The organism is Lysobacter changpingensis (assembly GCF_017308985.1).
GTDB classification, from domain to species: Bacteria; Pseudomonadota; Gammaproteobacteria; order Xanthomonadales; family Xanthomonadaceae; genus Lysobacter_J; species Lysobacter_J changpingensis.
Window position 1 is genome coordinate 1,125,335 of the sequence record NZ_JADWPE010000002.1, and the last position, 13,021, is coordinate 1,138,355.

The following is a 13,021-nucleotide window of genomic DNA, read 5'->3' on the forward strand; positions in this document are numbered from 1 at the left end:
CGGAATCCCCCCGGGTGCGGCTGCGCCTTACCCGGGCTACAAGGGCTGTCGCTGTTCGTGGCGTTTCTGGTGCTGGCGTTCGATCCTTGAGGCCGCAGCGGTTTGTGGCGCCTTGCGTGCCGGCTGCTGTAGCCCGGGTAAGCGAAGCGCACCCGGGGAGACGCTGCCGGAAGCCCCCCGGGTGCGGCTGCGCCTTACCCGGGCTACAAAGGCTGTGAGGTGAGGGGAAACAGACGCCTTCGCGCGCCACTTCACCCTCCCCAACCCTCCCTGCATCCGCAACCGCTGCCCGCTACTGAAACGCAAGCGCAAGCACCCGCAACGCGTCGCGCGTTCGGCGGTCGCTGAGGTTGCTGTACAACATCACCTCCTGCGAGCGGATCGCCGGCAGCGACAGCATGCCGCCGACGTCGACCGTATCCGGCGGCGCAGCGCGTCGCGCGAGGACCGCGACCGCAAGGCCCGCGACCGCGGCGGCGCCCAGGATCGCCGCGCCCTTGCCGACGAAGACTTCGCGCCATTCGATGCCCGCCCGGTCGAGCGCACGCACCGCCTCGGCGCGGGTGCGGCACGACTCGCCCTGCGTCGCCAGCGGCAACGGCTGGCCGACGCGCGGCTCCCAGCCGGGCGCCGCGAACCAGGAGAAGGGTTCCGCGAACACCACCTTGCCCCGCTTGCCGCGATCGTCAGGACGCAGCACCAGCACCGCGTCGAGTTCGCCCCGCTCCTGGCTTGCCATGAGTTCCTTCGTGCCGGCGACGCGCATCTCGACGAGCAGGTTCGGATCGTGGTCCCGCATGCGCCGCAGCAGCAGCGGGAGCTCGCGGCCGACCAGTTGCTGGTTGATGCCGATCGCCAGCCGGCGCTGTTCGGTATCGAAGGCGGCGGCGGCGCGGTCGTGGGACGACACCAGCTCGCGCGCCACGCCCAGGAAGGCCAGCCCCTCCACCGACAGGCGGACGTGTCGCGGCGTACGTTCCAGCAGGCGGCGACCAAGCTGCTCCTCCAGCCGCCGCAGCTTGAGGCTCACCGCGGACTGCGTGGTGCCCAGCACCTCGGCGGCGCGGGTGAAGCTCTGCAGATCGGCCGCGAGCAGGAACGCCCGGACCGCATCCACGTCCATCGACTTCATCTGCATGGATTCGATTTCGAAATGACAGATATCTTTGTAGATGCGTTTTTCGCATCGGGCAAGCGGCCTAGGATGGCGCCGGTCGATCATCGATCCCACGGAGCCAACGCAATGAATCCACTGACGGGCGCACTCGTCGCACTGCTGGCGGGCCTGGCCGCGCGCGACGCGCAGGTGCCGCAGCACGCCTTCCCGCTGCAAGGCACCTGGACGCTCGTTGCCGCGGACAAGATCCTGCCGGACGGCCGGACGACGCGCGACTACGGCGATCACCCGAAAGGCCGGCTCGTCGTCGACGGCATGGGGCGTTACTCGTTGCAGATCTTCAAGTCCGAACGCGCGCGTTTCGCGCGCGACAGCAAGGCCGATGGCAGCGCGGAGGAATTCCGGTCCGCGGTGATGGGCAGCAGCACCCACTACGGCGCGCTGGCGATCGACGAACGCGCGGGCGTGCTGGTGTTCTCGATCGAAGGTTCGTCGTTCCCCAACTGGGAAGGCACGGTCCAGAAGCGCCAGTACCGCCTGGACGGCGCACGGCTGCGTTACGAGGTGCCGCCGCGCGCGGACGGGAGCATTCCGGTGTCGGTGTGGCAACGGCTCGATTGAGCCCCTCCTTCCGATTCACCACCTCACGGCCGAGCCCGCCATGCCGCACTTCGTGGTCGACTGTTCGCACGACCTGCTCCAGATCCACGACGAAGCAACGATCATCGCCCGCCTGCATCGCGCGGCGACCGCGTCCGGACTGTTCGACGAGGCGGACATCAAGGTCCGCGTGAACCCCTACCGCATTCACGCCGTGGGCGGCGCGCGGGAGGATTTCATCCACGTCTTCGGCTGGATCATGCAGGGGCGCAGCGTCGAGCAACGCGCCGCGCTGTCGAAGGCGATCGTCGGCGAGCTGGCCGGGATGTTTCCCGCGCTTGCGCGCATCGCGGCGAACATCGCCGAGTTCGAACGGGCGACCTACTGCAACCGCGCGATGCTGTGACGGACGCCCGGGCCATCCCGGCGCGCCACTGTGCCGGCTCTGTCCACACGCGCGAAATACGGCAAACGTCGAGTCCGCTCGCATCCGCCGCACCGGGTGCGCGATACGCTTGGGCCGTCCAGTCCCGAGGCTCCCATGCGCCACACCCTGCTTGCCCTTGCCTGCCTGGCCGCCGGCCCGGCCTTCGCCCTCGATGCCCCGCCGCCGGCGGAAGCGCCCGTACTCCACGACATCGGCACCGCGCCTTCGGCCGCGCGCATCGAGAAGGACGTACGCAAGCTCGTGTCGTTCGGCACGCGGCACACGCTGTCGAGCCAGACCGACCCGAAGCGCGGCATCGGTGCGGCGACGCGCTGGATCCACGACGAGTTCGAACGCATCTCGCGCGAGTGCGGCGGCTGCCTGGACATCCGTTACGTGAAGGGCACCGTGCAGGGCGAGCCGCGCATTCCGCAGGCGACCGAAGTGGTCAGCGTGATCGCGATCCAGCGCGGCACCGCCGACCCGAACCGCTACGTGATCATGAGCGGCGACATCGATTCGCGCGTGAGCGACGTGATGAACGCCACCGCCGATTCGCCCGGCGCGAACGACAACGCGTCCGGCATCGCCGGCACGCTCGAAGCCGCGCGCGTGCTCAGCAAATACAAGTTCCCCGGTTCGATCGTGTACGCCGCGCTCGCCGGCGAGGAACAGGGCCTGTTCGGCGGCAAGTTCCTCGCCGAAGAAGCGAAGAAGGACGGCTGGCGCATCGAAGCCGTGCTCAACAACGACATGATCGGCAACAGCGCCGGCATCAACGGCGTGGTCGACAACACCACCGCGCGCGTGTTCGCCGAAGGCACGCGCGCGAACGAGAGCGCCGAAGAGGCACGCCAGCGCCGCTTCACCGGCGGCGAGGTCGATTCACCCACGCGCAACCTCGCGCGCTACATCGACGTCATGGCCGATTACGTGCCCAACCTCGACGTGATGATGGTGTACCGCCTCGATCGCTTCGGGCGTGGCGGACATCACCGGCCGTTCAACGACCTCGGCTATCCCGCCGTGCGCGTGATGGAGACGAACGAGCACTACGACCGCCAGCACCAGGACCTGCGCACCGAGAACGGACGCGTCTACGGCGACACCATCGAAGGCGTGGATTTCGCCTATGCCGCCAAGCTCACCGCGCTCAACGCGGTGAGCCTGGCCGGCATGGCGCTCGCGCCGCCGCCGCCGGCGAAGGTCGGCATCGATGGCGCCGTGAGCGCCGACACCACGCTCAAGTGGACGCGCCCGACCGCCGCCCAGGCGCCGAACCTCGCCGGCTACAAGGTGTACTGGCGCCTCACCACCGAACCGCGGTGGACGCACAGCCGCTGGGTGGGCGACGTCACCGAATTCACGCTGGAGAACACGGTGATCGACAATTACTTCTTCGGCGTGGCCGCCGTGGCGAAGGACGGCACCGAGAGCCCGGTGGTGTTCCCGGGCCCGGCGGGCAGCTTCGGCGGATATTGATGGGATGCGATGACGCAGCAGGGAGCACGCCCTGCTGCGTCGTTTGAAGCCGGCGTCAGCGTTCCGCCCATCCGAGCGAATCGGGTGAGCCGTCCGGATGCGACGCCCAGAACAGCCGGTTGATTCCGCCCGGGCAGTTCACGCCCGTGAGCGTGCTGGTGACCACGCCGTCCTGCGTCGCCAGGTCGGTACGCCAGCAGCTTCCCTGCGAGTCGCGGAAGCCATGGCTGTGCTGGCCCTGCCACAGCGTCGGCTGGTGCGCCTCGTCCACCGCGAACGTCAGGCCGGCTTCGTGGTTCAACCGGGTGATGTGGCGGCCGATGGCGGGACGCCAGCGTTCGGTCTGCTGCACGAAGCGCTGTTGCAGGTCGGCCGAACGGAACGCATAGGCGAGCATCAGCGGATAGCGCGTGACTTCGCGGTCCTCCGCGATCAGCCGGCCAGCGAGATAACGTCGGCTGACGCCGTTCACCGTGTTCTGGTGGTCCACCGCGAGGCGATACGCGTCGTCGTCGAGGCCGGGCGGATCGAACGAGTAAGGCGACAGCACGTTCTCGAAGCGTACGTTCCGTTCGACGGTGCTGCGGACGCGTCCGCGCGCGGTGTCGATATAGCCCTCGATCGCGTAACTGCGCACCGACGTGGTCCGCACTTCACCACTCACCTCGCCCGCGGCGTTGCGCGCGAGCGTGCTGGTGACGGTCGGCGCCGGCGGCTGGCCCGCGAGTGTGTTGCGCGTGACCTGGCCGGTGACCTGCGCGGTGTCGGGGTCGCGATAGATCAGCAGCGCGCCCATCGTGGCCATGTCGTAACGCTCGCGCATGCCGGCCACCTCGAGGCCGATGAGATGGCTCGCGCCGTCGCTCAACACACCGGCGAACGGGGTCAGGTCCACGCGATACGGCATGAGGTTGAGCGCCTGCGGCGACGGCGCAGGCCGCTTCAGGCGTGTCGTGTCCCAGTACACGTTGAAGTACGGATACACGCGCGGGAACACCGGCACGACACCGGCGGCCTGCCCATCGAGGGTGACCTGCACCTCGCGGAACGCACCACCGCGGCAGCCCTGCGGCGGCGGCTCGCCTTCCAGGCCGAAGCGGTTCGGCCCGATGGCGAGGCGGTTCGCCAGTTCCGGGAACTGCGTCATCGCCGCATCGGGCATGCAGGTGAACCAGAACAGGTCGTTGCCGTGGTTCTGATGCACCATGACGTCGAGGTACGCGCGCTCGACATTGCGCGGCAGCACGACTTCCGGCCCGCCCTCGCCCCAGCCGGTGAGATCGTGGACTTCGTCCGGCACGCGCGGCGCGGGATTCGCCGCGGTCGCCGGATAGAACTGCATCGTCGCCGACACGTAGTACGGCGAAGAGAAGTTCGGCCCGTAGCGCGGCGTGCCGTCGATGCGGAGCGTGCCGTCGCGCGGCGCCTTGAGGTGCGCGGTGTAGTCGGTCACGTCGCGCTCGATGTCCCAGCGCGTCGGCCCGAGGTTGTCCTGCGCGCCGCCGCTGTAGAGCGGCACGCCGTCCAGCCACAGGCTCGCGTACATGAAGCCGTCGAGGTAGGAGTTGGTGCTGTCGCTACGCAGCGTCATCTTCAGCACCACCTTCGCCCACGGCCCCGGGCATGCGGCGGGCGGCGCGTACGGAAACACGCCCTCGCCGTCGAACCAGGCGATGCCGATCGAGATCATCTCCACGTCGTGGAACAGTTCGACCTCGCACGGCGTGCCGGCGGGTCGCGGCACCTGCGGGCCGGGCGAGACGACATCGCCCGCGCTGGCCGCCGATGAAGTCGTGCGTGGCGCGTTGACGTCCGGTGACGACGCGGCCGTCCGGAGCCAGCCGGTCGATGCGGTCCGCTGCACGGCTTCTGGCGAACGCGGGCCCTGCGCCGCGTACACGCCCATGACGATCGTGGCGAGCAGCCCGACGACCGCGAGACTGCGTCCTGTACCTGATGGGTTCTTCATGCCTGTTACCTCGAAGGTCGCGCCCTGCCGCGCGGAGCCTGGCAACGGAATGGAAGCGTTCCTTCGCCGACAGGCAGGGCGCTCGGCGAAGCGGCGGAAGTCCGCCCGATGGTCTACATCGATGAGGCGCTTCGCGATCCGCTCCGCCGCGTTCGGCACGCGTTGCACGGGCATGGCGTCGCCATGCCGTCGTGCGGTGCGCACGACGTGCCGATCGACACGACGGATCCGGATTACGTCAGCGAGGGACGGTACAGATGCGATCGCGCGACAGGTCGGGGGCCGTGCCGCTATCGCGAGGCGAAGGCCTGGAACGCATGACGTTTCCTCCAATGAAAGTCGACCCGTCGCGGCGCGGAGCCTAGCACCGGCGCTTTCGATGAAGGCTCACCCGCCTGCGACAACGCTTAAACCCGTCCTTGCGTCACGGTTCTCGACCGAAGACAAGACTCTTCGGCGCATAAGACGAGCGTTGCGGCGTTCACGCGGCGCGCGCTGGAGGCACGCGCCACTGCCTTGCAGCGCGCGTGCGACGTATTCAGATCGCTCAGGGAGCTTCAGGTCGCGTTGGCTGCATCGATGCGCGATGACGCATCGACGCGGCGCGCGAGACGGCCGCGTGAAGGCTGAATCGATCAGGATTCCGGGTCGTACATGATCTCGCGCACCTCCTGCGCGCAGCGGCACGCGGCGGCGATCCGTGCCGCCCACATCAACGCGTCCTCGCGCGAGGGCACTTCGATGATCGAGAAGCCGCCGATCACGGCCTTGGTTTCCGGGTATGGACCGTCGGCGACCGAGCCGTCGGGTGCGACGACGCTCGCCCGCTGGCGCTCGATGCCGGCGCCGAAGATCCACGCGCCAGCGGCCTTCGCCTCGCGCACCACCGCGCGGGATGTCTCGCCCGCAATACGCAGGTCTTCCCCGGACAACCGCATCCAACCGTCGTCGAACGAAATCAGGTATCGCGCCATCGCAGCTCTCCTTCGCTTCGCAAGTCACCCCGGTGAGTCGAACGCAGATCCCGTGCACGACCGGAACGCTACAACGATCCGATCGCAACGACCGCCAGCGTGGCCAAGCCCGTCGTGAAGGTGGCGATGCGCTGCCAGGTCCGCGCGACACGGGACGTGGCGAGCGCGTAGCCGGACGCCACGACCAGGCCCAGCAGCGCGAGGAGCGCCGCCACGAGCGTCCACGCCGAGACCTGCCACACGAGCAGGTTGCCCGGAAACACGATGAGCACGCCCGTCGCGATGAACGCCACGCCCATCGCGCCAAGCAGGACCGCGTTGGGAACCAGGAAGGTGCGAGCCGTCATCGCGCTGTTCCCTGCGGAACGGTCGTCGTGCGCGATCACTTCAATACCTGCTGCGCATCGACGATGTCCACGCCCTGCAACTGGCCGAGCCATCCGTCGAACCACGGCTTGTGCGCGACGCCCACGATGGAAAGCACGCGCGCGCCCGGTCGTTCGCGGAACGCCTCGCGGATGTTGGCGACCATGCGCAGGTTGCGCGTCTCCCATCCGGCGACCCACATCTGCGGGTAGCGCTCCGGCGCGGCTGCCCGCATCGGGCCGACGATGTTGTGTTCGGCGTTCACGCGCATGCTTTCGGGCGTGTTGATGTACCGATACAGCGCGAGCATGTCGCCGCGTTCGATGAGCGCCTTCTCCTGCGCTTGGCGCTCGGCCATCGACGTCCCGGACGCGTTCCACGCGTCCTGCAGCGCCTTGCCGAACGCTTGGCCGTCGTCGACCTGCACGTTGTCGCCGGTGTGGTTGTCCACCGGATACAGGCGTTGCAGACCGAGTCGTGCCGCCAGCCGCGCGGCGATCCGGTAGCTCTCGCTGTTGCTCGCGGCGATACCCGCGAGCCTGGATACGAGCGCATCGTCCAGGCCGTTGCCCGCGCGACGTTCGGCGGCGGGCAGTTGCAGCCATTGCACGTACGCGGAGGCAGGATCGCCGGCCGCGAGGAACAGCGCCGCCAGATGCCTGCGCTGCGCGGGCGACGGCTGCGCGGCCCAGTTCTTCAGCGTCGTTTCGATCTGCGCGCCCGCGGCGACGACATCCAGACTGGTGGCCTGCCTGGCATCGTCGGTGCGCGGGCAGAACCGCGGACCGTACAGCTCGGCATAACGCGCACATTCCTCGCCGGGCAGCTGTTCGATGGTGATGATGTCCGGCTTGAACGCAGCAAGGCGTTCGATCACCGGCGCCAGCGTTTCCTCGCGAAGCCCCTCGGGCAGTTCGCCCAGATGCACGCTCCCCAGCACCAGCACCTGCGCACGCGGGCCGGTCGCCGCGCGGTCCAGCGAGGCCAGGTCGACCTGTGCCTGCGTCGCGAACGGCAGCGCCAGCGCGCAGGTCCACAGCCACCGCATTCCTTTCATGCTCATGCACGATTCCCGTCCGGCGCCGGCACGGCGCGCGCACATTCTTGCAAGGCCATGCGCGGCGGCGCGCGTGACTTTCGACATGCGCGCGCTCGCGGCGTCAGGACGCCGGCGCGTTGATGACCGCCTCGATGCGGTGACCGTCCGGATCGACCAGGAAGGCGGCGTAGTAGTGATCGCCGTAATCCGGACGCAGGCCGGGCACGCCGTGGTCGAGGCCACCGATCTTCAGCGCGGCGGCATGGAACGCATCGACCGCCGCCCTCGACGACGCGCTGAACGCGATGTGGAATCCGGCACCGGGGGGCTGCGCGTCATCGCGCAGTTTCAGGCAGAGCAGGTCCTCGTCGTCGATGACGCCGTAGCCGATCGCGGTGTCGTCCTCGAACACGCGGCGGTAACCCAGTGCGCCGAGTGCCGCGTCGTAGAAGCGCCCGGCGAGGTCGAGATCGCGAACGCCGATGGAGAGGTGATGGAGCATGGTGATGTTCGATGAAGTGGGGGAAGCGACCGTAGCCATCGAACCCGGATACTGCAACCGCGTCTGGGCCGGCGCATCAATCGCCAAGGGAACCGGAAAGCGCTTCAAGCACCGCATCCGCCACCGCCCGCGGCTGGTCGAGTCCGATGTCGTGCGAGGTCTCCGCCACGGCGACGCGCCTGGCGCGCGTGGACGATGCGGCCAGGCGCGACTGGGTCTGCTCGCGTGCGGCCTGCATCGCCTTGCGCACGTCGTCCGGTACGCCGGGGAAGTCCTGCGGCGCGGTCAACACGACGACGGGAATCGAGCCGTAGGTTTCGTTCGACGGCACCGGTTCGGCGAACACCGCCGTGTTTCCGTCGAGTTCGGAACGCAGCGTGCGCCAGTACGCCGGCTTGAGCTTGTTCGCGCGCGACGCCGTGGCGACGGCGGCGCTCTGCCACGGCGGCGGCGCGCGCAGGCAGGCTTTCAGCGGGCCGTCGGCCGCATCCAGCGTGCCGGCTTCGGCCGCCCTCGCGCAAGCGTCGAGGAAGGCGTTGCGCTGCACGCGTGCGGCTTCGCCATCGCGTTTCCACTGTTCGGGGAGCTGCGCGCCCTGCTCCGGCGGATCGACCAGCACCAGCGCGGCGACGTCGTCCGGATGCTGCTGCGCGTAGCGACGCACGATGTTGCTGCCGAGCGAGTGGCCGACCAGCACCAGCGGCCCGCGCAACTTCGCCTTCGTCGCCAGCGCGTGCAGGTCGTCCGCATCGGCCTGCACGCTGCGCGGCAGCGGGCCTTCGTCGCTGAAGCCGTAACCGGCGCGATCGTAGGCGCAGACCCGCGCATGTTTCGCCAGCAGCGGCTGCACGCGGAACCACACCGTCGAATCCGCATTGCCGCCCGCTTCCAGCAGCACCGTGCGCGGTCCCTTGCCGCTGCAGCGCAGATTGAGCGCGCGGCCGGGCGCGATGGTCACGCGTTCGCCGGGCTGCGCGTAGGTGTCGGGCGTCTGCTGCGGAGCCGGCGTTGCCGCGTGCAGCGGGGCGCCGGCGATGAGGGAAACGAGCACCAGACTGCGGCACATCGACGGCATGGGCATTCTCCGGCGTGGGGTGGCGACGACGATCGGCAAGATCGCTAGTGCGGGTCCAGGTAACGGATCCTCGTGGCGCCGCCGTGCTGCAGGATCAGCCCGGCACGCATCGGCGGCAGCAGGACGGCGACGGGATGGGTGGTGTTCGCCTTGTAGCGCCAGGCTTCGCCGCCCTGGAGATCGATGAGTTCGATCTTCCCGCGCCTGGACAGGTTCCCGGCCAGCACGAGCCACGGCTCGCCGGGCGTGTACGACGCCCGGTGCACCGCTTCCAGGGTCAGCGGAAAGGTGCGCTCGCGCCGCCACGTCTGCGTGTTCCATTCGACGATTTCGGCCTGTTTTCCGGTGACGCTGGGCGGTGTTTCCCTGCGCGTGCGGCTCGGCAGCCAGTGCACCGTGACCAGACGCCGGCCTTCGTCGCGCAGCATCGTCGCGAGCACGTCGGTGCGCGACTCCAGGCCGTGCGTCGTAGTGCTGCGTACGACGCGCAGGCGCGGGACGACGCCGGCGGTGTCCAGCCGCAGCAGCCTGAGTTCGCCGCTGCTGCTGCCGGCGGCGATCAGGCCCGAGGCCCGATCCGAGCCCAGCGCCGTCACCGATCCATCGAAATCCACCGCCTCGCCCACCACCGCGCGACGCGCGTGGTCGTACAGGCGAAGCTCGTCGGCGCTGGCGATCAGGTAATAGCCCTTGACCGGCGCGGCGCTCACGGGGCCGCCGTGCCATTCGCCCGGCAACGAGGCGAGCAGTTCGCCGCTGCGCGCGTCCCACACCTTCGGCATGCCCTTCGGATCCAGGCCCATCGCCGTCGTCCCGGCCGACGTGGTCAGCACGATGCCGTCCTCGCTGCCGATCGCAACGTGGTCGATGCGGACGGTGTGCGCCTCGCGCGACATGCGCGAATCGATCCTGCGCGTGTCCCAGATCTCCAGCCGGCCGCTGTCGCGTCCGATGGCGAGGACCTTCGAACGCGGGTCGTACGCGACCGCCGTCGCATCGTCGTCCATGCCGCGATTGAGGTCGACGAAGTTCTCCAGGAACACCTCGCCGGGCGGCGCGCCGCGGTAAGCGAGGCCACCGCCGACGGGCACGAAGGCCGCGCAGGCGAGCGCGGCGATCCACTTCCATGCCGATCTGCCATCCATGTGATCGCTCCGAATCGCGCGTGCGGCGAAGGAATGCGGCCGGCGCGATGCCGGCGTCCGCCGATGCTACCAAGCCCGCGCCTTCGCTACCGGCCGTACGGCGTGGAGGGATGTTCCGGCATTTCGGCCGTGCGTGATCCCAAATCACTCAACGGATGCCCATGGCAAGTGACTCGCATCACAGAATGTCCGGCGTCGTCCCGGTCGCGTCGTTACGCTCGCGATCCGCCGCGAAGACGCGATCAGGGCAAGCTCGCGCACGTTCTTGACACGCGGCGCGGACGCGGCCGATTCTGCCGCGGGGAAGGCCGGATGAGTCTGCATGTCGCGACCCATGTCGTTGACCACCATGAACGACCTGTGGGAGGGTCGCGCCGGTCACGCGCATGCTGCGGTGCCGTGGCAGCGCAGCCTCCGCACGCGGCTGGTGCTGTGGTTCGGCGCGCTGTCGCTGGGTCTGATCGCGCTGATCCTGATCGCGGCGTACTGGATCGGCCGCCAGCAGCTGATCGACAACGCCGCGCAGCGCGTGCGCTTCGATGCGATCCGCACCGCCGACCGGTTCGACGCCGCCGCGCGTTCGCTCAACCTCACCGCCGAAGGCATCGCCGCGATGGCGATGGACACTTCGATGGATCGCGCGGGCGTGATCCGCATGTTGCAGACGCTGGTCGACACCGATCGCCGCGCGATCGGCGGCCTCGTCGCGCTGCAACCGGGCGTGCTGCCGGACGGCCAGCCGCTGGCATACCACGCAGGATTGCCGTCGGCCGGCGTCGCCGATCGCGACATGCTCGCGACCGGCTACGACGTCTTCAGCAAGGACTGGTACCTGCGCACCGTGCGCGGCGGCGAAGCCTGGTGGTCGGAGCCCTACCTCAACGAATCCGCCGGCGGTCGCTGGATGACCACGCTGAACCTGCCGCTGCGCGATCCGTATCGCCAGCGCACGGTCGGCATGGTCAGCCTGGACGTGCCGATGGAAACCCTGTCGGATCTGCTCGCGCCGATGAACGACCTGCCCGGCGTGCAGGCCACGCTGTACACGCCGCAAGGGCGGGTGGCGGTGGATCCGACGCCCGGCGTGGCGTTGAAGCACGACATCGCGCAACAGGTCGCGACGTTCGATCGTCCCGATCTGCTCGCCATCGAACAGGCGCATCGCGCGCGCCGCGAATACCTCAGCGCGGCGGCGGCGCGGTCCGGCGACGGCGGCCATCTTGCGCTGGTGCCGGCCGATGGCGGCTGGAGCGTGCAGCTGTGGGTGTCCGATGCCACGGTGATCGAACAGCTCGGCGAACGCTTCCGCATGCTGCTGGCGGGCGGCCTGCTGACGATGCTCGCGCTGGCACTGGTGGTGATCCGCCTGAGCCGGCGCATCACCGATCCGCTGGTGTCGTTGACCGACGTGGCGCGACGTTTCGCTTCGGGCGAATTCGATTCGTCGATCCCCAAGTCACCACGCGGCGATGAAGTCGACGTGCTTTCGCATGCGTTGGAACGTGCCGGCGAATCGATCCAGTCGCAGATGGCGCAGATCGACCGCATGGCCGCGGCGCGGCAGAAGCTCGACAGCGAACTGTCGATCGCGCGCGACATCCAGCGTTCGATGCTGCCGACCGCGCCGTCGCTGCGGCACGGCTCGCGCAACCTGAAGACCTTTGCCGCGCTGGAACCGGCGAAGGCGGTCGGCGGCGATTTCTTCAACTTCTTCCTGCGCGACGGCCGGCTGTGGTTCGCGATCGGCGACGTGTCCGACAAGGGCATTCCCGCCGCGCTGTTCATGGCGCGCAGCCTGGCGGTGCTGGAAGCGGCGATCCATCGCGACGGCGCCACGCCCGCGCAGGCATTGAAGGAATCGGCGCAGATGCTCGCGCAGAACAACGAGACCTGCATGTTCGCCACGGTGCTGTGCGGGACGGTGGACATCGCCAACGGCGAGCTCGCCGTCGCCAGCGCCGGCCACGACGCGCCCGTGCTGCGCCGCGCGGATCGCAGCGTCGTGCCGTTGCCGCTGGAATCCGGCCCGCCGCTCGGCTTCGAAGTCGCCGAGGCGTACGCGCAATGGCGCGGCCGTCTGGAGCCGGGCGAGGCGTTGCTGGCCTACACCGACGGCATCACCGAAGCCTTCGATGCAAGCAACGAAGCGTTCGGCGAACACCGCCTGTTGCAGGCCGCCGCCACCGACGGCGACGCGACGGTGCTGTGCGAACGCGTGCTCGCGGCGGTCGCGGGATTCGCGATGCAGGCGCCGCAATCGGACGACATCACCGTGCTCGCCGTCAGCATGGACCCGCTTCCCGAACTCCAACCCTGTTGAGGACC

Annotated in this window: 12 protein-coding genes; 4 read left to right on the plus strand and 8 right to left on the minus strand. The window is 69.1% G+C overall.

Features of this window, described 5'->3' with window-relative positions:
- Positions 1-292 precede the first annotated feature (292 nt).
- The gene (locus tag I4U41_RS06815; RefSeq protein ID WP_242525010.1) at positions 293-1,222 is read right to left on the minus strand and encodes a LysR family transcriptional regulator; all 930 of its coding nucleotides are present in this window, start codon (positions 1,220-1,222) and stop codon (positions 293-295) included.
- Between the two features lie 21 nt (positions 1,223-1,243).
- On the opposite strand from I4U41_RS06815, the gene I4U41_RS06820 reads away from it, so the two are divergent.
- From I4U41_RS06820 to I4U41_RS06830, 3 genes are all read left to right on the plus strand, one after another.
- A complete protein-coding gene (locus I4U41_RS06820; RefSeq protein ID WP_206860326.1) occupies positions 1,244-1,738 on the plus strand; it encodes a lipocalin-like domain-containing protein in 495 nt (164 codons plus the stop codon).
- A 40-nt stretch (positions 1,739-1,778) separates the two neighbouring features.
- Positions 1,779-2,123 (plus strand): 5-carboxymethyl-2-hydroxymuconate Delta-isomerase, encoded by a 345-nt coding sequence (locus I4U41_RS06825; protein ID WP_206860327.1) that lies wholly within the window; start codon positions 1,779-1,781, stop codon positions 2,121-2,123.
- Positions 2,124-2,258: 135 nt separating this feature from the next.
- On the plus strand, positions 2,259-3,626 hold the full coding sequence (locus tag I4U41_RS06830) for a M28 family metallopeptidase (RefSeq protein ID WP_206860328.1): 1,368 nt from the start codon (positions 2,259-2,261) through the stop codon (positions 3,624-3,626).
- A 55-nt stretch (positions 3,627-3,681) separates the two neighbouring features.
- Here the strand turns inward: I4U41_RS06830 and I4U41_RS06835 are convergent, their stop codons facing one another.
- From I4U41_RS06835 to I4U41_RS06865, 7 genes are all read right to left on the minus strand, one after another.
- A complete protein-coding gene (locus tag I4U41_RS06835; RefSeq protein ID WP_206860329.1) occupies positions 3,682-5,595 on the minus strand; it encodes a peptide-N4-asparagine amidase in 1,914 nt (637 codons plus the stop codon).
- A gap of 635 nt (positions 5,596-6,230) precedes the next feature.
- Entirely contained in the window at positions 6,231-6,569 is a 339-nt protein-coding gene (locus I4U41_RS06840; protein WP_206860330.1) for a YciI family protein, read from the minus strand.
- A gap of 68 nt (positions 6,570-6,637) precedes the next feature.
- Complete coding sequence (locus I4U41_RS06845; protein WP_206860331.1) at positions 6,638-6,916, minus strand: hypothetical protein; 279 nt, start codon at positions 6,914-6,916, stop codon at positions 6,638-6,640.
- 35 nt (positions 6,917-6,951) lie between these two features.
- The gene (locus I4U41_RS06850) at positions 6,952-7,998 is read right to left on the minus strand and encodes a DUF5694 domain-containing protein (protein ID WP_206860332.1); all 1,047 of its coding nucleotides are present in this window, start codon (positions 7,996-7,998) and stop codon (positions 6,952-6,954) included.
- Between the two features lie 97 nt (positions 7,999-8,095).
- Positions 8,096-8,476, minus strand: coding sequence for a VOC family protein (locus I4U41_RS06855; protein WP_206860333.1), 381 nt, complete (start codon positions 8,474-8,476; stop codon positions 8,096-8,098).
- Between the two features lie 76 nt (positions 8,477-8,552).
- Positions 8,553-9,551 carry an alpha/beta fold hydrolase gene (locus I4U41_RS06860; protein ID WP_242525011.1) on the minus strand — a complete coding sequence of 333 codons (999 nt, stop codon included), beginning with the start codon at positions 9,549-9,551 and terminating at the stop codon, positions 8,553-8,555.
- A 44-nt stretch (positions 9,552-9,595) separates the two neighbouring features.
- Positions 9,596-10,696 carry a WD40 repeat domain-containing protein gene (locus I4U41_RS06865; protein ID WP_206860334.1) on the minus strand — a complete coding sequence of 367 codons (1,101 nt, stop codon included), beginning with the start codon at positions 10,694-10,696 and terminating at the stop codon, positions 9,596-9,598.
- A 334-nt stretch (positions 10,697-11,030) separates the two neighbouring features.
- Here I4U41_RS06865 and I4U41_RS06870 point away from each other — a divergent pair, with 334 nt between their 5' ends.
- Positions 11,031-13,016, plus strand: a complete 1,986-nt coding sequence (locus I4U41_RS06870) for a SpoIIE family protein phosphatase (protein WP_206860335.1) — start codon at positions 11,031-11,033, stop codon at positions 13,014-13,016.
- The last annotated feature ends 5 nt before the right edge of the window (positions 13,017-13,021 follow it).